Source organism: Streptomyces sp. NPDC101110 (assembly GCF_044759525.1).
Lineage (GTDB): Bacteria > Actinomycetota > Actinomycetes > Streptomycetales > Streptomycetaceae > Streptomyces.
The window spans coordinates 511,997-535,524 of record NZ_JBIVZM010000003.1 but is presented as its reverse complement, the minus strand read 5'-3'; the positions used below and the strand labels follow the sequence as shown (position 1 = coordinate 535,524).

Here is a 23,528-nt window from a genome sequence, read left to right as displayed (position 1 = left end):
CCCCCTCCGGCCACTGACCTCGCCGCCCCGGAGGCGTGACGGCGTCGTCACGCCCCGAACAGGTCCCCTTGTCCGTTTCCGGCGCTCTGGGAGCGTGGCGGGGTCAGGCCGAGGTGCGCCCATGCGGCGGGTGTGGCCACCCGGCCGCGGGGGGTCCGGGCCAGCAGGCCCTCCCGTACGAGGAAGGGTTCGGCGACCTCCTCCACCGTCTCACGTTCCTCCCCCACCGCGACAGCGAGCGTGGAGAGACCGACCGGGCCGCCTCCGAACAGTTTGAGGAGGGCCTCCAGCACACCCCGGTCGAGGCGGTCGAGGCCGCGCGCGTCCACCTCGTACACCGCGAGGGCGGCCTCGGCGATGTCCCGGGTGATCAGCCCGTCCGCCTTGACCTGCGCGTAGTCGCGGACGCGGCGCAGCAGGCGGTTGGCGATACGGGGTGTGCCGCGGGAGCGTCCGGCGATCTCGGCGGCGCCCTCCGGCTCGACCTCCACCTCCAGGAGGCCGGCCGAGCGCTGGATGACCCGCTCCAGTTCGGCCGGTTCGTAGAACTCCATATGGGCGGTGAAGCCGAAGCGGTCGCGCAGCGGGGGCGGCAGCAGACCGGCCCGGGTGGTGGCGCCGACCAGGGTGAAGGGCGGGAGCTCCAGGGGGATGGCCGTGGCGCCGGGGCCCTTGCCGACGATGACGTCGACGCGGAAGTCCTCCATCGCCATGTACAGCATCTCCTCGGCGGGCCGGGACATGCGGTGGATCTCGTCGAGGAAGAGGACCTCGCCCTCCTGGAGGGAGGAGAGGATCGCGGCGAGGTCGCCGGCGTGCTGGATGGCGGGGCCCGAGGTGATGCGGATGGGGGCGCCCATCTCGGCCGCGATGATCATCGACAGGGTGGTCTTGCCGAGGCCGGGGGAGCCGGAGAGCAGCACGTGGTCGGCCGTGGCGCCGCGCGCGCGTGCGGCGCGCAGGACGAGGTCGAGTTGTTCGCGGACCTTCTCCTGGCCGATGAACTCGTCCAGGTCCTTGGGGCGCAGGGCGGCCTCGACGGCCTGGTCGTCACGGTCGGCGACGGAGTCCACCAGCCGCTCGCCGGCGGTGGTGTCGGTCGTGTCGTCCCAGTTCATGAATGTGCCTCAGGGGGTCGTGGGTCGGCGGGCGCGGTCAGCGGGCGCGGTTCAGCGTCTGCAGGGCCGCTTTCAGCAGCTGCCCCACCTGGGGCGTGCCCCCGGCGGCCTCGGCCTGCGGGGCCACGGCGGTCACGGCTTCGTCGGCCTCGCGCGTGGCGTAGCCGAGGCCGATCAGGGCGGCGTGCAGCTGGTCCCGCCAGCCCGAGCTGACCGGTGCGCCGACCGCGGGGGCGCCGACGGGCGCACCGAGCCGGTCCTTCAGTTCCAGCAGGAGCTTCTGCGCGCCCTTCTTGCCGATGCCGGGGACGGCGGTGAGGGCCTTCTCGTCGCCGGTGGAGACGGCCCGGCGCAGCGCGTCGGGGCTGTGCACCGCGAGCATGGCCTGGGCGAGCCGGGGGCCGACACCACTGGCCGTCTGGAGCAGCTCGAAGACCTGCCGCTCGTCGTCGTCCGCGAAGCCGTACAGGGTGAGGGAGTCCTCACGGACGACCAGGGAGGTGTGCAGCTTGGCCGGCCGGCCCATGCGGAGGGTGGACAGCGTGTTCGGCGTGCACTGGACGGCCATGCCGACGCCGCCGACCTCGACGACCGCGGCGTCCGGGGCGAGTGCGGCCACTGTGCCGCTGACGAAGGCGATCATGCCGTTCGGCCTTTCGGTGCTTTGGCGGTGTGCAGGGCCACGGCCTGCTGGAGTCGGTTCTGCGCGGGAGCGCGCCAGATGTGGCAGATGGCGAGGGCGAGGGCGTCGGCCGCGTCGGCGGGTCTGGGCGGTGCGCTGAGCCGGAGCAGCCGGGTCACCATGGCGCCCACCTGTGCCTTGTCGGCCCGGCCGCTCCCGGTGACGGCCGCCTTGACCTCGCTGGGGGTGTGCAGCGCCACGGGGATCCCGCGGCGGGCGGCGCAGAGCATGGCGACGGCACTGGCCTGGGCGGTGCCCATCACCGTACGGACGTTGTGCTGGCTGAAGACGCGCTCGACGGCGACGAACTCCGGCCGGTGTTCGTCCAGCCACTGTTCGATGCCCTGCTCGACGGCGACGAGGCGGTGGCCGAGGTCGGCGTCGGAGGGTGTGCGGACGACGCCCACGCCGATCATCGTGAGCGGCCGTCCGGCGACGCCCTCCACCACGCCGACACCACACCGGGTCAGTCCCGGGTCCACCCCCAGTACGCGCACGCGCCCTCCCTGTCGCTCACCTGTTTGTGCAGGCTATCGGCTACCACCGACAGCGCGACGGGCCGACGGGGTGTGTCCCGTCGGCCCGTCGGCTCGGTGAAGTGCGCGGTTACGCGTCGACCTTCTCCATGACCTCGTCGCTGACGTCGAAGTTGGCGAAGACGTTCTGCACGTCGTCGCTGTCCTCGAGCGCGTCGATCAGCTTGAAGATCTTCTTGGCACCCTCCTCGTCCAGCTCGACCTGCATGGTCGGGACGAAGTTGGCGTCGGCGGAGTCGTAGTCGATGCCCGCGTCCTGGAGGGCGGTGCGGACCGCGACCAGGTCGGTCGCCTCGCTGAGGACCTCGAAGGACTCGCCGAGGTCGTTGACCTCCTCGGCACCCGCGTCGAGCACGGCGGCGAGCACGTCGTCCTCGGTCAGCTCGCCCTTGGGGACGATCACGACGCCCTTGCGGTTGAACAGGTAGGACACCGAGCCCGGGTCGGCCATGGAGCCACCGTTGCGGGTCATGGCGACACGGACCTCGGAGGCCGCGCGGTTGCGGTTGTCGGTGAGGCACTCGATGAGCACGGCCACGCCGTTCGGGCCGTAGCCCTCGTACATGATCGTCTCGTAGTCGGCGCCGCCGGCCTCGAGGCCGCCGCCGCGCTTGACCGCGGAGTCGATGTTCTTGTTCGGGACCGACTGCTTCTTCGCCTTCTGGATGGCGTCGTAGAGGGTGGGGTTGCCCTCGATGTCGACGCCGCCCATCCGGGCAGCCACCTCGATGTTCTTGATCAGCTTCGCGAAGAGCTTGCCGCGCTTGGCGTCGATCACGGCCTTCTTGTGCTTCGTCGTAGCCCATTTAGAGTGGCCGGACATCTGCCTGTCTCCTTCGCGTAACCCATCTCAGCAACGAACGCAGGAATCCTACAAGGAGTCCGCTGTCCGGTTCGCCCGCACCATGTCGACGAACAGGGCGTGGACGCGGTGGTCGCCGGTCAGTTCGGGGTGGAACGACGTGGCCAGTGCGGTGCCCTGGCGCACCGCGACGATGTGGCCGTCGTGCTCGGCGAGCACCTCGGCCCGGGCGCCGACGGACTCCACCCAGGGGGCACGGATGAAGACGCCCTCCACCGGGTCGCCCTCGATGCCCTGGACGGCGACGGCAGCCTCGAAGGACTCGTTCTGCCGCCCGAAGGCGTTGCGGCGCACGATCATGTCGATCCCGCCGATGGTCTCCTGGCCCGAGCGCGGGTCGAGGATCTTGTCGGCGAGCATGATCATGCCGGCGCAGGTGCCGTAGACGGGCATGCCGTCCCGCACACGCGCGCGGAGGGGCTCCATCAGGCCGAACAGGACGGCCAGCTTGGAGATGGTGGTGGACTCGCCGCCGGGCAGGACGAGACCGTCCACTTCGGCGAGTTCGTCGGGGCGCCGCACCGGCCTGGCCACGGCGTCGGCCGCGGCCAGGGCGACGAGGTGCTCCCGTACGTCGCCCTGGAGGGCCAGGACGCCTATGACGGGGGTGTCACTCATGGATTCCTGTGCCTTACCAGCCGCGGTTGGCGTAGCGCTCGGTCTCGGGGAGGGTGTCGCAGTTGATGCCGACCATGGCCTCGCCGAGGTTGCGGGACGCGTCGGCGACGATCTTCGGGTCGTCGTAGAAGGTGGTGGCCTTCACGATGGCGGCGGCGCGCTTGGCCGGGTCGCCGGACTTGAAGATGCCGGAGCCGACGAAGACGCCCTCGGCGCCGAGCTGACGCATCAGGGCCGCGTCGGCGGGGGTGGCGACGCCGCCGGCTGAGAACAGCACGACGGGGAGCTTGCCGAGCTCGGAGACTTCCTTGACCAGCTCGTACGGGGCGCGCAGCTCCTTGGCCGCGGCGTACAGCTCGTTGTTGTCGTAGCCGCGCAGGCGGGCGATCTCGTTCTTGATCTGGCGCAGGTGGCGGACGGCCTCGACGACGTTGCCGGTGCCGGCCTCGCCCTTGGAGCGGATCATCGCGGCGCCCTCGGCGATGCGGCGCAGGGCCTCGCCCAGGTTGGTGGCGCCGCAGACGAACGGCGTGGTGAAGGCCCACTTGTCGGAGTGGTTGACCTCGTCGGCCGGGGTGAGGACCTCGGACTCGTCGATGTAGTCGACCCCGAGGGACTGCAGGACCTGGGCCTCGACGAAGTGACCGATGCGGGACTTGGCCATGACCGGGATCGAGACGGCGTCGATGATGCCCTCGATCATGTCCGGGTCCGACATCCGGGCCACGCCGCCGTCCTTGCGGATGTCGGCCGGGACCCGCTCCAGGGCCATGACCGCGACGGCGCCCGCGTCCTCTGCGATCTTCGCCTGCTCCGGCGTGACGACGTCCATGATGACGCCGCCCTTGAGCTGCTCGGCCATGCCGCGCTTCACACGGGCGGTTCCGGTCTCGGGAGCCTGGTTTTCGGAGATGGACACGGGTGACCTCGCTGGTGGGAAAGAGGATTTCTGCAGCACTGAGGAAACGTGAGAGAACCAGGCCACAGCAAGGGCCAATGGGAACGTCGTGGATCCTTTTCGGGCGGACGGCCGGAGAATGCCAGGTGAACGGGGCTCAGGCGGCCCGTTCCACCAGGGCCGAGGGGGGCTCGTCGTCCATTTCGAAGGCCATCGGGAACGGCGCGTGACCGGCCAGCCGGAACCAGCGGACCTTGCGGTGCCGGCGCAGGGCCCTGGCCGCCCGTACGGCGTCGTTGTGGAAGCGCCGGGCCATCGGTACCCGGCGGACCGCCTCGGTGAGTTCCCGGGCCGCCTCCTCTCCCCCGGGCGCCTCCCGCACGGCTTCCACCTGCGGGGTCTCCCCGAAGACCGCCCGCAGCGCCTGGCTCAGTTCGCTCTCGGCGACCTCCCGCTGCTCCTCCTCGGCCTGCCGGGCGGCGTGCGCGGCCTCGTACAGCACGATCGAGGCGGCCGGGTCCAGGACCCCCGAGGTCGCCAGCTCCTGCGCCACCGAGGCCCGGCGCAGCAGCTGGGCGTCAAGGGCGGCCCGGGCGGCGTCGATCCGGGCGTGGAGACGGTCGAGCCGGCCGGCGGTCCAGCTCAGGTAGAGCCCGATCGCGACCAGGGCGACGGCGATCCAGATGAGAGTGGTGGTCACGGGCGGCAAGGCTAGCGGCACGAGCGCACTCGGCGTTCACCCCGCCCTGCTCGTGGCCGACCGCGGGGCCGGCAGTCACGCCTCGGGCGAACCCCGACCGACTCCGGGTGTCAGTCCAGGGCGAACCCCAGCCGGCCCCGGGTGCCTGCCCCGTACAACCCCGGCGGGCCCGGGTGCCGGTTCCGGGCGAACCCCAGCCGGCCCCAGGGTCAGTCCAGCGCGAACCCGAGCCGACCCCGGGTGTCAGTCCCGTGCGAACCCCAGCCGGCCCCACAGTCCGGTCGTGCGCTCGTCCTCGGCGACCGCCGCCGCTCCGGCCGTCACCGTCTCGTAGACGGACAGGATGTCCGCGCCGACCGTGGACCAGTCGAAGCGCCGGACGTGGGCGCTCCCCCGTGCGCGCAGTTCCGCCCGCCGCTCCGGGTCAGCCAGGAGCCGTACCGCGGCGTCGGCCAGGGCGTCCGCGTCCTCGTTGGGGAACAGTTCGCCGGCCGCTCCCCGGTCCAGGACCTGGGCGAAGGCGTCCAGGTCGGAGGCGAGGACGGGGGCGCCGGCGGACATGGCCTCGACGAGGATGATGCCGAAGCTCTCGCCGCCGGTGTTGGGCGCGACGTACAGGTCGACGCTGCGCAGGAAACGGGCCTTGTCCTCGTCGCTGACCATGCCGAGGAACTCGACACGGGAGCGCAGGCCGACCGGCAGGGACGCCACGGCCTCCTCCTCGTCACCGCGCCCGGCGACCAGCAGCCGGGTCTGCGGGCGCGCGGCGAGGATCTTTGGCAGCGCCTTCATCAGCACCGGGAGTCCCTTGCGGGGCTCGTCGATGCGCCCGACGAAGCCGATGGTGTCGCCCTGCCACTCGGCCTTGGGCTCGGCCTCGGCGAAGAAGTCGACGTCGACGCCGTTGGGGATGACGACCGCGTCGCCGCCGAGGTGCTCCACCAGCGTGCGGCGGGCGTACTCGCTCACCGCGATCCGGGCGCTGATCTTCTCCAGTGCGGCCTGGAGGATCGAGTACGCGGCGATCATGGCGCGCGAGCGCGGGTTCGACGTGTGGAACGTGGCGACGATCGGCCCCTGGGCGGCCCAGCACGTCAGCAGACCCAGCGACGGGGAGGTCGGCTCGTGGATGTGGATCACGTCGAACGCGCCGTCGTGCAGCCATCGGCGCACCCGTGCGGCACTCAGGAATCCGAAGTTCAGCCGGGCCACGGACCCGTTGTACGGCACCGGCACCGCCCGCCCGGCGGAGACCACGTAGGGCGGCAGCGGGGTGTCGTCGTCGGCCGGGGCCAGCACGGACACCTCGTGACCGAGGCGGATGAAGTACTCGGCGAGGTCACGGATGTGGAACTGGACGCCGCCCGGTACGTCCCAGGAGTACGGGCAGACGATGCCGATTCTCACGGGCGCCCCTTCGTGGGGTCGAGGTCGGCGAGCCACAGGCGCTGCAGCATGTGCCAGTCCTCCGGATGGTCGGCGATCCCGGTGGCGAAGGCGTCGGCCAGCGTCTGTGTCATGACGGACGTCTTCTCGGCGCGCGTACCCGACTCGGGCACCTCGACCGGCGGGTGGACGCAGCCGCGCATCACGGGTGAGTCGTCGTACCAGAGGGTGACGGGCAGCAGGAGGGCGCCGGTCTGCTGGGCGAGCAGGGCGGGTCCGGCCGGCATCCGGGCCGTGTCGCCGAAGAAGTCCACCTCGACGCCCGAGGCGGACAGGTCACGGTCGGCGACCAGGCAGACCAGGCCGCCGTCGCGCAGCCGCCGGGCCAGGGTGCCGAAGGCGGTGCCGCCGCTGTGCGGCAGGACCTCCATGCCGAGGCCCTCGCGGTAGGCGACGAACCGGTCGTAGAGCGTCTCGGGCTTCAGGCGTTCGGCGACGGTGGTGAAGGGGATGCCGAGCTTCGTGGTGACCCAGGCGCCGGCGAGGTCCCAGTTGGCGAGGTGCGGCAGGGCGAGTATGACGCCCTTGCCGGCGGCCATGCCCTCGGTGAGGTGGTGCAGGTCCTTGGGGTCGAAGCCGCCCCTGATCCGTTCCTCGCTCCAGGCGGGGAGGCGGAAGGACTCCATCCAGTAGCGCAGGTAGGAGCGCATGCCCGCGCGGGACAGCTCGGCGAGGCGCTCGGGGCTCGCGTCCTTCACCACGCGCGCGTAGTTGCTCTCCAGGCGCTGGACGCCCTTGCCGCGCTGTTTCCAGGCCAGGTCGGCGATGGTCCGGCCGAGGCGTGCGGCGGCCGGCTCGGGGAGCTTCTTGACCGTGCCCCAGCCGAGGCCGTACAGCGCGTCCGTCAGCCGGTCCTGAGCGCTCACGTGGCCGCCTCGCTCCCGTGGGAGGCGTTCTGCTGCTCGTCCTCGCCGCCCTGCTCGTCCCCCTGCGCGGCTGCCGCGGCCTCGGCCTCGGCGGACTCGCGGCGGACCGTGACGACCCGCTGGATCAGCGTGACGAGGCTGCCCACGGCGACGATCCACAGGGCGACGGGCAGCAGGTACTGGATGCCGGGCACACCGAACTTGTGCAGGCCCGCGAATCCGGCCGCGATCAGGGAGATCACCAGCCGCTCGGCCCGCTCGACCAGGCCGTTGACCGCGACCGGCAGGCCGATGGACTCGCCCCGGGCCTTGGTGTACGACACCACCTGCCCGCTGGCCAGGCAGAAGATCGAGACGGCGCACAGCACGAGGTCGTCGCCGCCGCCGGCGTACCAGAGGATGAAGCCGCCGAAGATCGCCCCGTCGGCGACCCGGTCGAGCGTGGAGTCCAGGAAGGCGCCCCAGCGGCTGGAGCGGCCGAGCTGACGGGCCATGTTGCCGTCGACGAGGTCGGAGAACACGAACAGCGTGATCACGACCGTGCCCCAGAAGAACTCGCCCATGGGGTAGAAGACCAGCGCGCCCGCGACCACACCGGCGGTGCCGATGAGTGTGACGGTGTCGGGGCTGACGCCCCGCCGGATCAGAAACGCGGCGAACGGTGTGAGGACACGCGTGAAGAATGCACGCGCGTACTTGTTCAGCATGGCCTTCCCGAGGGTCGGTGTCGCCGTCTGGCCCCTGCTGGCCACCGGCTGGCCCATCGTAGTCACGCACGCGCGCGGGCGAGGTGCGGGCACCCGGACCCCTTTCGGGGGAACCCGCGAGCCGCTGGTGGGCGGCGGGATCACGTCGTTCGTATGGACGCACCGAGACGGGAGTGGGAAGGTCGAATGACCGCGGGCGTCGCCGGAGCCGCCACCGCACGCGGCTCCCGCGAGTCCGCGCCCACAGTGACCTCACCGTGCACGGGAGGCAGGATCATGGGCGACAAGGTACAGACACACCCTGGGGCCGCCGGCAGGGCACAAGCGGCCGACCACCCTCAGTCCGTACGGAATGTGGTGCTGGTCGGCCACTCCGGATCGGGCAAGACCACGTTGGTGGAGGCCCTCGCGCTCACGGCGGGGGCGGTGAACCGGGCGGGCCGCGTGGAGGACGGCGGCACCGTCTCCGACTACGACGACATCGAGCACCGGCAGCAGCGCTCGGTACAGCTCTCCCTGGTGCCCGTCGAGTGGGACGGCATCAAGGTCAATCTCCTCGACACCCCCGGATACGCCGACTTCGTCGGTGAGCTCAGGGCCGGTCTGCGCGCGGCGGACGCGGCCCTCTTCGTCGTCTCGGCCTCGGACGGCGTGGACGGCTCGACCCGCATGGTGTGGGAGGAGTGCGCGGCCGTGGGGATGCCCCGGGCCATCGTCGTCACGCACCTGGAGTCGGCGCGTTCCGACTTCGAGGGGATGACGCGCACCTGCGCGGAGGTCTTCGGCGGGGACGACCCCGACGCGGTCCTGCCGCTCTACCTGCCGCTGCACGGCCCCCCGGCGCCGGACGGGCACGCGCCCGTGACCGGGCTGATCGGGCTGCTGTCGCAGAAGCTGTTCGACTACTCGACCGGCGAGCGCAAGGAGTCCGAGCCGGTCGAGGACCAGCTGCCGCTGATCGAGGAGGCCCGCAACCGGCTCATCGAGGGGATCATCGCCGAGAGCGAGGACGAGACCCTCATGGACCGCTATCTCGGCGGGGAGCCGGTCGACGTCGGAACGCTCGTCCAGGACCTGGAGCGGGCCGTCGCGCGGGGCGTGTTCTTCCCCGTCCTGGCCGCCGCGCCCGCGGCTGAGGGTGCCCGGCAGGGGCTCGGCACCCTGGAGCTGCTGGAGCTGATCACGCGGGGCTTCCCGACCCCGCTGGAGCACGAGACGGTGCGGGTCACGACCATCGACGGCAAGCCGCGCGAGCTCAAGCCGTGTGATCCGGACGCTCCGCTGGTCGCGGAGGTCGTGAAGACCTCCTCGGACCCGTACGTGGGCCGGCTGTCGCTGATCCGGCTGTTCTCCGGCACCCTGCGCGCCGACCAGACGGTCCACGTGTCCGGGCACGGGCTGGCCGACCGCGGACACGAGGACCACGACGTCGACGAACGGATCGGCGCCCTGTCCACGCCGTTCGGCAAGCAGCAGCGGCCCGTGTCGCACGTCATCGCGGGCGATCTGGCGTGCGTGGCGAAGCTGGGCCGCGCAGAGACCGGCGACACCCTGTCCGCCAAGGACGACCCGCTGCTCATGGAGCCGTGGCAGATGCCCGACCCGCTGCTGCCGCTGGCCATCCAGGCGCACAGCAAACCGGACGAGGACAAGCTGTCCCAGGGCCTGGCCCGCCTGGTGGCGGAGGATCCGACGATGCGGCTGGAGCAGAATCAGGACACCCACCAGGTGGTCCTGTGGTGCCTGGGCGAGGCGCACGCCGACGTCGCCCTGGAGCGGCTGCGCAGCCGGTACGGCGTCCAGGTCGACGTAGTGCCCCACCGGGTGTCCCTGCGCGAGACGTTCGCGACCAGGTCGGCGGGGCGCGGCAGGCACGTCAAGCAGTCCGGCGGGCACGGGCAGTTCGCGATCTGCGAGATCGAGGTCGAGCCGCTGCCCGGCGGGTCCGGCATCGAGTTCGTCGACAAGGTCGTGGGTGGCGCGGTGCCCCGGCAGTTCATCCCTTCGGTGGAGAAGGGCGTACGGGCGCAGGCGGCGAAGGGGGTCGCGGCCGGGTATCCGCTCATCGACGTACGGGTGACCCTGCTGGACGGCAAGGCGCACTCGGTCGACTCCTCCGACGCCGCCTTCCAGACGGCGGGCGCGCTCGCGCTGCGGGAGGCCGCGGCCGACGCCAGGATCCATCTGCTGGAGCCGGTGGCCGAGGTGTCGGTGCTGGTCGGCGACGAGTTCGTGGGCGCCGTGATGAGCGACCTTTCGGGGCGGCGCGGGCGGGTGCTCGGCACCGAGCAGACTCCCGGCGGGCGCACGCTGATCAAGGCCGAGGTGCCCGAGATCGAGATCGGCCGGTACGCGATCGACCTGCGGTCGATGGCGCACGGCACGGCGGGGTTCAGCCGGCGCTACGCGCGGCACGAACCGATGCCGCAGCAGGTCGCGGACCGGGTGCGCGAAGAGGAGCGCGTGGCCTCGTAGTTGGCGCCGGGCGCCACCAAGTCCCCTTCTGGGGGCTCCCCTCCGCGGGGGTGGACGGCTTGACGGGCCGCCCGCCCCCGCTCGCCGGTGCGGACGGATACGCTGATGACCTGATCAACAGGTGTGCGGAGCGCGGAAGTCGGGAAGGCCGCAGATGCGGATGCGGCAGCGATGGGGGCGGCAGTGACGGACGGATTCGACTTCAGCCCGGGGGCCCAGGTGCCTCTCGCGGGTGCGAGCGGCCAGACGGCGGCGACCTATGCGCTGGCCGCCGCGGCGTACCGCGACGACGAGGTCACCAAGATCCTGGCCGCCGACAACGAGTGGCACCAGTCGAAGGTGACTCCCCCGCGCTCCTGGGCGAAGATCTTCCGTCCCAGGTTCGGCGAGGCCTTCTCCCGGGCGGTGATCGACCGGATGCTGGGTGCCGGACGCAAGCCGGTCATCCAGTCGTTCGGCATCGAGCCCCAGGTCGTCGTGGAACACTGCCTGGCGGCCCACCGCATCCGCCGCGACCGCGACAACTGGCTCTCGGCGATCACGGTGATCTGCGGGCTGCTGTTCCTGCCCGGCTTCCTCGTGTGGCTGCTGGTCTTCACCCTGCGCACCACCATGGCCAAGCGGGAGGACAAGCGCACGGGCGCCCTCGCCACCACCCTGCTGGTCGCCGTCGGCGCGCTCGCCGTGCTGTTCGTGATCCGCATGCCGTTCTCCGGCTTCTGGGCCCTGTACGGCCGCGCCGCGGTGATCATGCCGGTCGTCGGCTGGTTCTGGGCCAAGCAGATCTGTGAGCGGACCGCCCGGGACCTGCGGGAGCGCTGGTCGAGTCTGCTGTCGGGCGGCGGTGTCGGCGCCAAGATCCCCGAGGCGGTTCCCGGCAACCCGGGGGACGCGGCCGAGCAGGTCCGCAAGGAGCTGGCCCGTCTCGCCGCCGAGCAGCGGTCCAACTCGGTCTTCTACGCGGGCCCCAAGGGCATACTCGGCATGGGCACGCGGTGGGGCAGCTGGCAGCTGGCCGAGGAGCTGGTCTCCGCCGAGCCGGGCAAGGAGTTCCACCCCTTCCGCAGCTGGGACGTCATCGTGGCGATCCAGGGCGGACTCGGCATGCTGGAGCGTACGTCCATCAACACCGGCGGCTTCCCCAAGCCGTCCATCACGCACTGGGTCGTCACGCCGATCGGCGAGAAGGCGACGGAGGTGTCCCGGCCGAGCGGTACGGACGTCGACGCGTACACGGTGCGGACGCACGCCGTGCAGGACATCTGCAACAAGCAGCAGTTCGGCAGCGGCGACCGGCACTACCTGGGCGTGCAGTGGACCCTGTGGGACGGTCATCTGGTGATCACGATGCTGATCACGGTGACCGTGCTGCACGACACGCTCCGCATCGAGGTCACCGGGCACGCCCTGGGGCCGGTCAACTCCCTGTTCAACGAGAAGCCGGCGGCCAAGGAGAAGGCGGTGCAGAAGGCATTCCGGTTCTGGGAGACCCGCACCGTGAAGCTGCCGCTGATCGACGCCGACGAGGTGGTGCGGCTGGCCGCGCGCGCCCCGCTGACCTGGTACCCGCCGCTGCTGAACTGGCTCGGCGGCAGTCTGACGCTGCCGGAGCCGTTCGGTCTGCGGCACGCGTGGGCCGACCAGCCGTGGCGGCACCGGTTCATGGCCGACGACGCGTTGCGGGCCGCGACGCCCGTGCTGCGGGTGGTGCATGCGGCGGCGCTGAAGGTACTGCGGGAGAACGGGGTGGACGTGGAGAAGTTCGGGTCCAGGTCGGCGGCGCTCAGCGGGGCGGTACAGGAGGCTGCACCGAGGAAGGCGGACGTCTACGACGCGTAGGCCTCCGGCGGTCGAGCCGCTCAGCCGCGGGCCGGTGGGGGCGGGCGTTCCAGGAGCTGCGCCCCCCCGGACCCCCGTCGGCCGGAACGGCCTCGTCGTCAAGCGCCGGACGGGCTGGGAAAGGCCACCCCCTGCCGTGATCAGACGGTCGGCCAGGCGTCCGCCAGCATCTTCCTCGTGTCGGCCAGGAGCTGTGGCAGCACTCGTGTATGTCCCACCACCGGCATGAAGTTCGTGTCCCCGCCCCAGCGGGGGACGATGTGCTGGTGGAGGTGTGCGGCGATGCCCGCACCGGCGACCGTGCCCTGGTTCATACCGATGTTGAAGCCGTGCGCGCCGGAGGCCGTGCGCAGGGCCGTCATCGCCTGCTTGGTGAGTTCGCCGAGCTCGGCGGTCTCCCCCGCCGTGAGGTCGGTGTAGTCGGCGACGTGCCGGTAGGGCACGGTCATCAGGTGACCGCCGTTGTACGGGTAGAGGTTGAGCACCGCGTAGACCTGCTCGCCGCGCCGGACGACGAGCCCGTCCTCGTCGGACTTGGCCGGGATCGAGCAGAAGGGGCAGCCGTCGCCGGCGCCAGGGCCGGTGGGCTTGTTCTCGCCCTGGATGTAGGCCATCCGGTGGGGCGTCCACAGACGCTGGAACGCGTCCTGCGTCCCCACTCCCAGCTGCTGCTCCGGCTCACTCGTCATGCTGTGCAGCATATGGCGTCGAGCTGGGGGGACGGCAAAGGCCCCCGGGATCTCCCTGGGGGCCCGTGCACGATCCGGTCAGACCTGAGCGCGTTCCTCGACGACCTTCAGGATCTTCGCGATGGCCTCGTCGAAGGGGATGCCGTTCTCCTGCGATCCGTCGCGGTAGCGGAAGGACACGGACTCGTGGGACATGTCCTCGTCGCCCGCGATGACCATGAAGGGCACCTTCTGCTTCTGGGCGTTGCGGATCTTCTTCTGCATGCGGTCGGACGAGGAGTCGACCTCGACGCGCAGGCCCTTCTTCCTGGCCGCGGCGGCGAACTTCTCCAGGTACTCCACGTGCGCGTCGCCGATCGGGATGCCGACCGCCTGGACGGGGGCGAGCCACGCCGGGAAGGCGCCCGCGTAGTGCTCCAGGAGCACCGCGAAGAAGCGCTCGATGGAGCCGAAGAGCGCACGGTGGATCATGACCGGGCGGGTCTTGGTGCCGTCCGCGGCGGTGTACTCCAGGTCGAAGCGCTCGGGCAGGTTGAAGTCGAGCTGGATGGTCGACATCTGCCAGGTGCGGCCGATGGCGTCCTTGGCCTGAACGGAGATCTTCGGGCCGTAGAAGGCGGCGCCGCCCGGGTCCGGCACCAGGGGCAGGCCCTGCTTCTCGGCGACCTGGCGCAGCGTCTCGGTGGCCTCCTCCCAGGCCTCCTCCGAGCCGACGAACTTCTCCGGGTCCTTGGTGGACAGCTCCAGGTAGAAGTCGGTCAGGCCGTAGTCACGCAGCAGGTTCAGCACGAAGGTGAGCGTGGAGTCCAGCTCGTCGGACATCTGCTCACGGGTGCAGTAGATGTGCGCGTCGTCCTGGGTGAAGCCGCGGGCCCGGGTCAGGCCGTGCACGACGCCCGACTTCTCGTACCGGTACACCGTCCCGAACTCGAACAGGCGCAGCGGCAGTTCCCGGTAGGAACGCCCGCGCGCGTCGAAGATCAGGTTGTGCATCGGGCAGTTCATGGGCTTGAGGTAGTAGTCCACGCCCTCGTCGAGCTGCATGGGCGGGTACATGCCGTCGGCGTACCAGTCCAGGTGGCCCGAGGTCTCGAAGAGCTTCCCCTTGGTGGCGTGCGGGGTGTAGACGAACTCGTAGCCCTCTTCCTCGTGGCGGCGGCGCGAGTAGTCCTCCATGACCCGGCGGATGATGCCGCCCTTGGGGTGGAAGACGGCGAGGCCGGAGCCGATCTGCTCGGGGATGGAGAACAGGTCGAGCTCGTTGCCCAGCTTGCGGTGGTCGCGCTTCTCGGCCTCGGCGAGGAACTCCAGATGCGCCTTCAGCTCGTCCTTGGTGGGCCAGGCGGTGCCGTAGATGCGCTGGAGCATGGGGTTCTTCTCGCTGCCGCGCCAGTAGGCGGCGGCGTTGCGCATCAGCTTGAACGCCGGGATGTTGCGGGTGGTGGGCAGGTGGGGACCGCGGCAGAGGTCCTTCCAGCACAGGTCACCGGTCTTGGCGTCCAGGTTGTCGTAGATCGTCAGCTCGCCGGCGCCGACCTCGACGTCCGCGCCGTCGTCGTGCGAGGCGGAGCCCTTGAGGCCGATCAGCTCCAGCTTGTACGGCTCGCCGGCCAGCTCCTCGCGGGCCTCGTCGTCGGTGACGACGCGGCGGGAGAAGCGCTGGCCGCGCTTCTGGATCTCCTGCATCTTCTTCTCGATGGCCTTGAGGTCATCGGGGTGGAAGGGCTTCTCGACGTCGAAGTCGTAGTAGAAGCCGTCCTTGACGGGCGGGCCGATGCCGAGCTTGGCCTCGGGGAAGAGCTCCTGCACGGCCTGCGCCATGACGTGCGCGGTGGAGTGGCGCAGGATGTCGAGGCCGTCCTCGGAGGAGATCTCGACGCCCTCGACCGCGTCGCCGTCGGACAGGGCGTACGACAGGTCCTTGAGCTCGCCGGCCACGCGCGCGGCGATGATCGAACGCTCGCCGGCGAAGAGCTCGGCGGCCGTAGTGCCCGTCGTCACCACGCGTTCTTCCCGCTCGGAATCGCGCTGGATGATCACACGGACGTCTGACACCGGTCTCTCCTGACTGAAGGGGGCTGCGGCGCCATACCCGAGCGCGCGCACGAGTAAGGATCGTACCGACCCGGGGCCGCCCGACGCGAAATCGATCTCCGCGGCCCCCTGCCGGGGCTTCGCCGGTCCCCTTCACCGACCGCGCGTCCCCTCCCCGGGCTTGCTCAGTCCCCTCCCCCGGGCTTGCTCAGTCCCCTCCGCAGGCGCCCTCGAAGAAGTCGAGGTTCTCGTGGAGCTCCTTCATCATGCGGTCCCGCTCGGCGTCGTCGACCTGCACGGGCACGACGCCGTGGGCACCGGTGAGGCGGCGGAACCCGCCCCGGCTCTCCAGCCGCCCCTGCACCCGGACCGGGAGTCCGACGAGGTGGGCGTGCCCGGCGATCCGGTACGCCTCCTCGTCGAGGGTGATCCTCACGTTCGGCACGTCGGCACCGGCCAGCACGCGCAGCCGTACCGTGCCCTCGCCGCGCGGCCCGGTCCGGCGCAGCCGTACCACCGCTCCCGTGATCCGCACCGGCACGGCGGGTTCCTCGCGGAGATAGCGGGCTCCCGCCTCGCGCAGCACCGGCAGGTCGCCGGGTGAGAACTCGACGGGCTCGGCGGAGGGGGCGCACCCCTCGGGCACACCGGCCGCCGGGGCCCAATCGACGGCGATCCGGGCGCCCTCCGTGCCCCGCACGAGCGCCACCAGGGCCTCGGTGAGCTCGTGGCTCACCCCTGCCTCCACCGCGGTGGAGAAGCCGTCCATGCCGCCGGTGGCCCGCTGGTAGTCGATGGCCTCCCGGGCGGCGAACAGGGCCTGGTGGAGGCGTACGGCGAGGGGGCGGCCCCCGGTCACCGGCACGAACGCGGTGAGGCGGCCCTCGGCGGCGGAGCCGACCAGGACGTTCTCCAGGGCCGCGGCGGCGGCGCGGCGGTGACGGGCGCCGTGGTAGCCGGCCCGGGCGCGGGTGGCGAGGGCCGCGGCGAGCAGCATCCGTCGCGCGGCGCCGCGCAGCCGGTCCTCGGCGGTCCAGGTCGCCGCGCCGGCGGGGCCGGCGGGGACGTCGTGCCACCAGCGGATCTCGTCGCTGGGCACGGCGAGGGAGACGAGCACCTCGCGGGCGGACGGCGAGCCGCTGCGGGACAGGGCGAGCAGGGCCTCGCCGAGCAGTTCGTCGCTGTCGGGGAAGGCTCGGCTCTCCGGCACCAGGAGGCTGATGCCGCCGGTGCCGGGGCCGGGCGGGGTCCAGCGGCCGTAGCGTCCCGGAGCGCCGCCGCGCCGCTGCCAGCCGTGCCGGCGCAGCAGGGTTCCCAGCACGGCCGGGTCGATGTCGGCGGGCTCGGGCGGGGCGCCGCTCCAGGTGGTGTCGACGGGGTGCGGGCGGACCTGCCTCAGTGGCTCCCCGGTCGGGCGGTGCGTCACGGTTTCCCTCCCGTCCCGACCCGCGTCATGATCTCGCAGAGGGCCCGGTCGTCGAAGATGCGTGAGGTCGGTATGCGCACGGTGGTGCGGCGACGGCCGGTGATCGGCTGTCCGGCGAGGTTGGTCCAGTAGCAGCAGTGCCTGAGGTCGAGCCGGTCGTGGCCGGCGCGCAGCCAGTCGTCGCGGGAGCGCGGCACCAGCATCACCACGAGGATCTTGTGCACCGACACGGGGGTGCGGGCCAGCTTCGCCAGGTGGTCGTTGTCGAGCGTGAAGGAGAAGGTGCGGCCCGGGGGGTTGGGCGGCACCTGGTAGGTGGCCTTGAGCTGCACCTTGATGGTGACCTCGTCGTCGACCGTGTGCCCGGGGGCGCTGTGGCTGACGTGCCAGTCGATGCCGTTGTCGGGGAAGGGCTGGGACAGCGAGCAGCCCGCGGCGGCCGCGACCGCGTGCAGATAGCCGACCTGCAGTGTCTCCATGCAGGCGGTGGTGGCGAGAGTGCCGCGAGAGGGAGCCGTGCGCTCGGGCAGCAGCCCGCCCCGTTCGGGCTGCGCAATGGCCATGGCCGACAGCCTTCCAGAACAAGTGATTCCCCGTTGCGGGCCGCTGAACTGCGGCGACCCGTACTCCTGTTGTCTCCTTCCGGCGTACGGCGCAAACAGCCCGGGTATCACCGGATCGGGCAGCGGACGGTGCGTCAACTGCCGAAGGTGAACGAGGGGTTGTGTGGCGATGACGACGTGCTGGTACGAAGGGCCGCTGGCCGCCTTCGACACGGAGACCACGGGTGTGGACGTCGAGACCGACCGGATCGTGTCGGCCGCCCTCGTGGTGCAGGATGCCCCGGGCATCCGGCCGCGGGTGAGCCGCTGGCTGGTGAACCCGGGGGTGCCGGTGCCCGCGGAGGCGACGGCGGTGCACGGGCTGACGGAGGAGCACCTGCAGCGCAACGGCCGGTGGCCGGCGCCGGTGATGTACGAGATAGCGCAGGCGCTGGCCGAGCAGGCGCACGCGGGGCGGCCGGTGGTGGTGATGAACGCGCCGTTCGATCTGACCCTGCTCGACCGGGAGTTGCGCCGCCACCGCGCTTCGGCGCTCGGCCGCTGGTTCGAGTCGGCGCCGCTGACCGTGCTGGACCCGCGGGTCCTGGACAAGCACCTGGACCGCTACCGCAAGGGCCGCCGCACCCTGACCGACCTGTGTGCGCACTACGGCGTCGTCCTGGAGGGCGCGCACGACGCGGCGGCCGACGCGGTGGCGGCGCTGGAGGTCACCCGGGCGGTGGGCCGCAGGTTCGCGTCCCGGCTGGAGCGCCTCGCCCCGGGTGAGCTGCACACGCTGCAGGCGGTGTGGCACGCGGCGCAGGCGCGGGGCCTGCAGGCGTGGTTCGCGCGCAGCGGTGTGGACGAGGCGGTCGACCCGGCGTGGCCACTGCGTCCGGATCTGCCGGCGGCGGCCTGAGCGTCCGGCGCGCCGGACACGGGGCCCACAGGGGCGCGGGCATGAAAAAACCGGTCCGTCTGCGACGGACCGGCTGTTTCCGGTGGGCGATACTGGGTTCGAACCAGTGACCTCTTCGGTGTGAACGAAGCGCTCTCCCACTGAGCTAATCGCCCGGGAACGCACTGAACCATACAGGCCCGGGCACGTTTCCTTCAAACCGCGCGGAGGTGCCTGCGGAGCCCTCGCCGGCCGGACCGCATCATCAGCGCGTGGTTGGCGCGGAAGACGGGACGTCCCGGCACTGCGAGCCGCCGCAGCAGCGGCTTGTGCACACGGACGACCTGGTCGTACCGCGCGAGGCTGCCCGGCCCGCGCGGTGTCACGGTCCAGCGCGCCCAGCCTTCGAGGTCCCCGGACAGGGACGTCTCCAGCACACCGGCCGCGGGATCGTGCCGCACCTCGCGCGCCGTGAAGGTCAGGTCGTACGGCAGGACGGAGCGGACGCGGACCACGCCGGTGGTGTCGTCGAGCCGGGTCACCTCCCGTACCTGGCGCCACCAGTGCGGATAGTCCTCGGGGCGTTCCAGCACGCCGTACACGGTGGCGGGGGGTGCCGGCAGGGTCCACAGACTGCGGAAGCGGTAATGGTTCCAGTCCATTCCGGCAGTCTGCCCACTCGTGACGTGGGCTGTCTGAGTACGCGCCTGAGTACCGGCACTCATGCCGTGCGGGGTGACCCGGACCACACTGCGGTCCATGACCCACCTTCCGCCCCCGGCCGAGGAGTTGCGGCTCCTCGATACCGAGCTCCGACAACTGGACGCCCGACGCGCCCAGTTGCTGACCCGCCGCGCCTGGCTGGTCGCGGCCCTGCACCAGACGGGGCAGCGGCCGTACGCCCAGGCTTCGCCGCGGCCGCCGCACGCCGCACCGGCCCGGCCGGAGACCGCCGCGCCCAGCGTGCAGAACGTGCTGCTGATCCTCGGCGGTGTCCTGCTCACGCTCGCGGCGGCGGTGTTCACCCTGGTCAGCTGGGGGCACATGGGAATCGCCGGGCGGGCCCTGGTGCTCGGCGCGGTCACGCTGGCCGCGCTCGCGGCGCCCGTGGCCCTGCTGAGGCGGGGGCTGCGGTCGACGGCCGAGTCCGTGGCCGGCCTCGGGCTCGCCCTGACCGTCCTCGACGCCTACGCGCTCCACGCGGCGGCCCTCGCCGGAACGGACGGGACCGGTTACGCGGCCGCCGCGACGGCGGTGCTCGCGGCGGCCTGGACGGCGTACGGCCTGCTGCCTGCCGCGTCCGCGCTGCGTCTGCCGCTGCCCTGCGCCCTGGCGGCGGCCCAGGCCCCGCTGCTGCTGTGGGCCGTGGCCGCCGACGCGGGTCCGCATGTGATCACGACCGCGCTGCTGGTGACGGCCGCGCTCGACGCGGTGACGGTGGCGCGGTTGACGGCCGGGACGGTGCGGATCACCGCCGTCGTCGGCGCCTACGGCATGGGCTGCTGGGGCGTGCTGGGGGCCGGCTGGCTGTCCCTTACGGCCGGCGGTCCGGGTGACGCCTCCCGCGCCGGGGCGCTGCTGCTGCTCGCGGCGGTGATCGCCGTGGGTTCGGCACGGCGAGGTCCGGGCGTCGGGCACGCCCTCGGCCTCGCGGTCGCGGCCGGGCTGCTGGTCGTGGGCGCGCTCGGCGGAGTGGTGCGTTCCGTGGTGCCGTCGGAGTGGGTGGTCCCGGCTCATCTCGCCGTCGGCATCGCCCTGCTGGCGGCGGTGGGCGCCGAACGGCTGCCCGACGCGCTGCGGCGGGGGTTCGCGTGGGCGTCCGGTGCCGTGCAGGCGCTGGCCGTGCTGACGACGCTGCCCGTGGTCGTGGTGGTGCTGCTCGGCCCGGCCGGCCGGCTGGGCCGGGTGTGGAGCGGTGCGCCGTCGGACGCCCGTGCGGCGGTGGCCGTCGACGTGCCCTGGCCGCCGCACGCGACGGTGGCTCCGGCGGTGCTGATGGCCGTGGCGGCGGTGCTCTCCCTGGCGGTCCGTACGGACGTGTGGCGTGCGCGGGCCCGGCTCGGTGCGGCCGGCCTGCTCTGGGCCACGGCGCTGGTCCTCCCGGCGATCCTGGAGATCCCGTACGCCGCCGGTCTGCCGGTCCTGGGCGTGCTGACGGCGGCGGCCCTGTACATGTGCCGGGTCACGGCGTCCGCCGCGCAGGTCACCGCGCTCGTCCTCGCCCTGGTCACGGCGGCCGCTCTCACCCTGGTCTCCCTCGCGTCCCAGTCCGCGACCCTCGCCGTGCTGTCCGCGCTGACGACGCTGTTCGCCGCGGCCTCGTGGCGGGCGGGCGTCGCCCCGTTCACGGCCCAGGCCGCTCTGCTGTACGCCGGCGCGCTGGCCTCGGCGTCGGGTGCCGCCGCGGACTGGCCGTCGGCCCGGACCGCCCTGCTGGTCCTGCCGGCCGCCGCTGCCGCCGCCCTGCTGGCGCCGCGTCTCGGTGCGTCCCGGGCGACGGTGCCGGTCGAGTCCGTGGGAGCCGCCCTCGGGCTGTTCGCCTTGACTCTGGCCGTCACCGACCCGCCGATGCTCGCGCTGGTGCTGGCCCTGTGCGGGGTGATCGCGGCGGGCACGGCCCTGCGCGCCGGGCGTCGTCCCGTCGGCTACGCGGCCACGGCCCTGTTCGTGCTGGCCGCCTGGGTGCGCCTGGCCGCCTGGGACATCGGCACGCCCGAGGCCTACACCCTTCCCGTGACCGTGCCGGCGCTGCTCGTCGGAGCGTTGCGGCGGCGCCGCGACCCGCGGGCCTCCTCCTGGACGGCGTACGGCCCCGGGCTCGCCGCGACCCTCCTGCCGAGCCTGGTCGCGGCCTGGGCCGACCCGCGGTGGACCCGGCCGCTGCTGCTCGGCGTCGCGGCGCTGCTGGTCACCCTGCTGGGCGCCCGGCACCGGCTACGGGCACCGCTGGTACTCGGCGGCTGGGTGCTGGCCCTGGTCACCCTGCACGAACTCGCCCCGTACGTCGTCCAGGTGACGGGGGCCCTCCCCCGCTGGGCGCCTCCCGCCCTGGCCGGCCTCCTGCTGCTGGCACTCGGGGCGACCTACGAGCAGCGCATCCGGGACGTCCGGCGGATGCGGGAGGTCCTGGGGAGGATGAGCTAGGGCCTGTCGTTTGGATCAGGTCGGCCGGGAGTGACTGCGCCTCCCGGCCGACCCGCGCGGGGCGTGGGGCGTGGGGCGTGGGGCGTGGGGCGTGCAGATGCAAGGCGGAGGAGGGCGGCAAAGACGTGCACGGGCTTGCGGTTGGTGTGGCGCGAGGGCGCGCCGGGCGTCGCGACGGGGCGCACGTCGTCCGACGTGGCACCAGGGGGCGTGCGACTCCCCGCGGTTCGCGCCGCCGGCGCCTCCGTGTGCCCCCAAGGCCTCTCGACGGCGGACCGGGCCCGTGATGTCATACGTGGTCTCCGAACGGCCGCCCCACGGTGGCACGGTCGGGCTGGGACGGGGAGGCACCGTGACGGACCTGGGGGAATCGTCGGGCCGGGGCCCGGGCACCGAGGAAGAAGGGACGCTGGAGCGGCTGCTCTCGGTGGTGGGGGCGGGAGCCGTGGAGTTGCACACGGCCCCGGCGGGGCTGCGCACGAAGGTCACCGGTGTCCATGTGCTGGACGCCCTGGAACCGGTGATCCGAGCCCGGGAGTTACTGCTCGCGGTCGGCGTGGACCCGCGTTCCGCGCACGCGGTCGACGTGGTGCGCCGGGCCGGTGAGGCAGGTGCGGCGGGCGTGGTGTTCGGTCCGGGCCGGCCGGAGGCCACCGCGCGGGCGTTGCAGACGGCCGCGGAGGAGAGCGGCACGGCGGTACTCTTCCGCACCGCCTGGTGCACATGGGCACAACTGGTGGGGGTGCTGAGGGCGGGGCTGGCCTCGGCGGGCGCGCCTGTGGTGCCCACGGCCGGCGAGTTGCGCCTGGGCGACCTGGAGTCGCTGGCCGACGCGGTGGCCGCCCTGGTGGGAGGCTCGGTGACGATCGAGGACACGGAGTCGCGGGTGCTGGCCTACTCCTCCACGGAGGAGAACGTGGACGAGATGCGCCGGCTGACCATCCTCGGCCGTCGCGTGCCGCCCTGGCGGGTGGCGGCCATGCGGGAGGCGGGGTTCTTCCAGGCGCTGTGGGGTGCGGACGACGTGCTGCACCGGCCCGCCCGAGGACAGGATCCGGAGCGTCTGGTCGGTGCCGTGCGGGCGGGCGGAGAGGCGCTCGGGTCCATCTGGGTGGCGGCGGTGGCCGGCCGGCCGCTGTCGCCGAACGCCGCGGAGACGCTGCGCGCGGCGGTCCGGGCCGCCGCCGCCCATCTGCTGCACCACCGCACCCACAACTCCGACGGGCGGCTGGTGGAGGACGCGGCCCGGGCGCTGCTGGAGGACCGCGGTTCGGTCGAGGTGCTCGCGGAGCGGGCCTGGCTGCCGCCCCGGGAGCCCTGTGCCGTCCTGGCGGTGGGGACCGGCACCGGCCGCGCCGCGGGCGACGAACCGGCCGGGCTCCACGGCCTGCTGACCTTGCACTGCGCGGCCCTCGGCCACCGGGTCGTGGTGGTCCCGGCGGGCGGCAGGACCCTGGTGCTGCTGAGCGGGCTGGAACGCGACCCGCGGCGGGCCGACGCCCAGGTGAGACGGCTCGGGACCGCCCTGGCGGAGCAGTTGACGGCGACGATCGGCTCGACGGTGAGGGCGGGGCTCGGTGACGTGGTCCCCGGCCTGGCACGGGCGCCCGAATCCCGCAGGTCGGCAGAGCAGGCCCTGCAGGCGCTCATCGCGTCCGGCGGGCCGCACACCGTGGCGCGCAGCGAGGACGTCGCGGACACCGTGGGCATCCTCCAGGTCGTCGACGCCCTGCGCGAGTTGGCCCTGCCGGCGCGGACGTCGGTGGCCCGGCTGCGGGAGTTCGACGCCGGCCACAGCGGCAGTTGCCTGGTGGAGACCCTGCGCGCCTACCTCGACCACTTCGGTGACGTGTCCGCCGCGTCGCGCGCCCTGGGCGTGCATGCCAACAGTCTGCGCTACCGGTTGCGCCGCATCACGCAGGTGTCCGGGCTGGACCTCGACAGCCCCGACGCCCGGCTGCTGGCCCAGGTGCAGCTGCGTCTGGGCGGCGAGGCCGACGGTACCCGCCCCTGACCGCCCGTCCCGACGGCATCCGGCATCGCGGCCC

The 23,528-nt window shown here is 72.6% G+C and carries 20 protein-coding genes and 1 tRNA gene; 5 read left to right on the top strand and 16 right to left on the bottom strand.

Annotated elements, in window-relative coordinates; genetic code table 11:
• Positions 1-47: 47 nt before the first annotated feature.
• The 10 genes from ruvB to pgsA form a co-directional block, all read right to left on the bottom strand.
• Entirely contained in the window at positions 48-1,118 is a 1,071-nt protein-coding gene (gene ruvB / locus ACIQU3_RS08695; RefSeq protein WP_403728526.1) for a Holliday junction branch migration DNA helicase RuvB, read from the bottom strand.
• A 37-nt stretch (positions 1,119-1,155) separates the two neighbouring features.
• Positions 1,156-1,761 carry a Holliday junction branch migration protein RuvA gene (gene ruvA, locus ACIQU3_RS08690; RefSeq protein ID WP_403728528.1) on the bottom strand — a complete coding sequence of 202 codons (606 nt, stop codon included), beginning with the start codon at positions 1,759-1,761 and terminating at the stop codon, positions 1,156-1,158.
• Positions 1,758-2,297 carry a crossover junction endodeoxyribonuclease RuvC gene (gene ruvC / locus ACIQU3_RS08685; RefSeq protein WP_403728530.1) on the bottom strand — a complete coding sequence of 180 codons (540 nt, stop codon included), beginning with the start codon at positions 2,295-2,297 and terminating at the stop codon, positions 1,758-1,760. The genes ruvA and ruvC overlap by 4 nt, the downstream gene beginning before the upstream one ends.
• A gap of 109 nt (positions 2,298-2,406) precedes the next feature.
• Positions 2,407-3,159 (bottom strand): YebC/PmpR family DNA-binding transcriptional regulator, encoded by a 753-nt coding sequence (locus tag ACIQU3_RS08680; RefSeq protein ID WP_033309637.1) that lies wholly within the window; start codon positions 3,157-3,159, stop codon positions 2,407-2,409.
• 48 nt (positions 3,160-3,207) lie between these two features.
• Positions 3,208-3,816 (bottom strand): pyridoxal 5'-phosphate synthase glutaminase subunit PdxT, encoded by a 609-nt coding sequence (gene pdxT, locus ACIQU3_RS08675; protein ID WP_403728532.1) that lies wholly within the window; start codon positions 3,814-3,816, stop codon positions 3,208-3,210.
• A 13-nt stretch (positions 3,817-3,829) separates the two neighbouring features.
• The gene (pdxS, locus tag ACIQU3_RS08670; protein WP_361119336.1) at positions 3,830-4,735 is read right to left on the bottom strand and encodes a pyridoxal 5'-phosphate synthase lyase subunit PdxS; all 906 of its coding nucleotides are present in this window, start codon (positions 4,733-4,735) and stop codon (positions 3,830-3,832) included.
• A gap of 136 nt (positions 4,736-4,871) precedes the next feature.
• Complete coding sequence (locus tag ACIQU3_RS08665; protein ID WP_403728535.1) at positions 4,872-5,414, bottom strand: hypothetical protein; 543 nt, start codon at positions 5,412-5,414, stop codon at positions 4,872-4,874.
• A gap of 243 nt (positions 5,415-5,657) precedes the next feature.
• The gene (locus ACIQU3_RS08660) at positions 5,658-6,821 is read right to left on the bottom strand and encodes a glycosyltransferase family 4 protein (RefSeq protein ID WP_403728537.1); all 1,164 of its coding nucleotides are present in this window, start codon (positions 6,819-6,821) and stop codon (positions 5,658-5,660) included.
• A complete protein-coding gene (locus ACIQU3_RS08655; RefSeq protein WP_403924054.1) occupies positions 6,818-7,726 on the bottom strand; it encodes a phosphatidylinositol mannoside acyltransferase in 909 nt (302 codons plus the stop codon). Before ACIQU3_RS08655 ends, ACIQU3_RS08660 begins: the two co-directional genes overlap by 4 nt.
• A complete protein-coding gene (pgsA, locus tag ACIQU3_RS08650) occupies positions 7,723-8,490 on the bottom strand; it encodes a phosphatidylinositol phosphate synthase (protein ID WP_403924051.1) in 768 nt (255 codons plus the stop codon). Before pgsA ends, ACIQU3_RS08655 begins: the two co-directional genes overlap by 4 nt.
• Before the next feature lie 219 nt (positions 8,491-8,709).
• Between pgsA and ACIQU3_RS08645 the strand changes: the two genes are divergently transcribed.
• Both ACIQU3_RS08645 and ACIQU3_RS08640 read left to right on the top strand, forming a co-directional pair.
• Positions 8,710-10,908 carry an elongation factor G-like protein EF-G2 gene (locus tag ACIQU3_RS08645; RefSeq protein ID WP_403728545.1) on the top strand — a complete coding sequence of 733 codons (2,199 nt, stop codon included), beginning with the start codon at positions 8,710-8,712 and terminating at the stop codon, positions 10,906-10,908.
• 171 nt (positions 10,909-11,079) lie between these two features.
• The gene (locus tag ACIQU3_RS08640; protein WP_403728548.1) at positions 11,080-12,747 is read left to right on the top strand and encodes a hypothetical protein; all 1,668 of its coding nucleotides are present in this window, start codon (positions 11,080-11,082) and stop codon (positions 12,745-12,747) included.
• A gap of 140 nt (positions 12,748-12,887) precedes the next feature.
• On the opposite strand, the gene ACIQU3_RS08635 is transcribed toward ACIQU3_RS08640, so the two are convergent.
• The 4 genes from ACIQU3_RS08635 to ACIQU3_RS08620 all read right to left on the bottom strand — a co-directional run bounded on the left by ACIQU3_RS08635 (position 12,888) and on the right by ACIQU3_RS08620 (position 17,459).
• Entirely contained in the window at positions 12,888-13,448 is a 561-nt protein-coding gene (locus ACIQU3_RS08635; RefSeq protein ID WP_403728550.1) for an HIT family protein, read from the bottom strand.
• 66 nt (positions 13,449-13,514) lie between these two features.
• Positions 13,515-15,491, bottom strand: a complete 1,977-nt coding sequence (thrS, locus tag ACIQU3_RS08630; RefSeq protein ID WP_403728552.1) for a threonine--tRNA ligase — start codon at positions 15,489-15,491, stop codon at positions 13,515-13,517.
• Between the two features lie 187 nt (positions 15,492-15,678).
• Positions 15,679-16,896 carry a hypothetical protein gene (locus ACIQU3_RS08625; protein ID WP_403924048.1) on the bottom strand — a complete coding sequence of 406 codons (1,218 nt, stop codon included), beginning with the start codon at positions 16,894-16,896 and terminating at the stop codon, positions 15,679-15,681.
• Positions 16,893-17,459 (bottom strand): DUF4365 domain-containing protein, encoded by a 567-nt coding sequence (locus ACIQU3_RS08620; protein ID WP_366713490.1) that lies wholly within the window; start codon positions 17,457-17,459, stop codon positions 16,893-16,895. Before ACIQU3_RS08620 ends, ACIQU3_RS08625 begins: the two co-directional genes overlap by 4 nt.
• 169 nt (positions 17,460-17,628) lie before the next feature.
• On the opposite strand from ACIQU3_RS08620, the gene ACIQU3_RS08615 reads away from it, so the two are divergent.
• On the top strand, positions 17,629-18,357 hold the full coding sequence (locus ACIQU3_RS08615; RefSeq protein ID WP_403729208.1) for a 3'-5' exonuclease: 729 nt from the start codon (positions 17,629-17,631) through the stop codon (positions 18,355-18,357).
• An 83-nt stretch (positions 18,358-18,440) separates the two neighbouring features.
• Here ACIQU3_RS08615 and ACIQU3_RS08610 read toward each other — a convergent pair.
• Positions 18,441-18,512: transfer RNA gene (locus ACIQU3_RS08610), tRNA-Val, on the bottom strand.
• A 39-nt stretch (positions 18,513-18,551) separates the two neighbouring features.
• A complete protein-coding gene (locus ACIQU3_RS08605) occupies positions 18,552-18,998 on the bottom strand; it encodes an SRPBCC family protein (RefSeq protein ID WP_403728557.1) in 447 nt (148 codons plus the stop codon).
• Between the two features lie 97 nt (positions 18,999-19,095).
• Here ACIQU3_RS08605 and ACIQU3_RS08600 point away from each other — a divergent pair, with 97 nt between their 5' ends.
• Together ACIQU3_RS08600 and ACIQU3_RS08595 are read left to right on the top strand one after the other, a co-directional pair.
• Positions 19,096-21,480 (top strand): SCO7613 C-terminal domain-containing membrane protein, encoded by a 2,385-nt coding sequence (locus ACIQU3_RS08600; protein WP_403924045.1) that lies wholly within the window; start codon positions 19,096-19,098, stop codon positions 21,478-21,480.
• 352 nt (positions 21,481-21,832) lie between these two features.
• Positions 21,833-23,494: a helix-turn-helix domain-containing protein gene (locus tag ACIQU3_RS08595; RefSeq protein WP_403924043.1), complete on the top strand. Its 1,662-nt coding sequence runs from the start codon at positions 21,833-21,835 to the stop codon at positions 23,492-23,494.
• Positions 23,495-23,528: the final 34 nt, after the last annotated feature.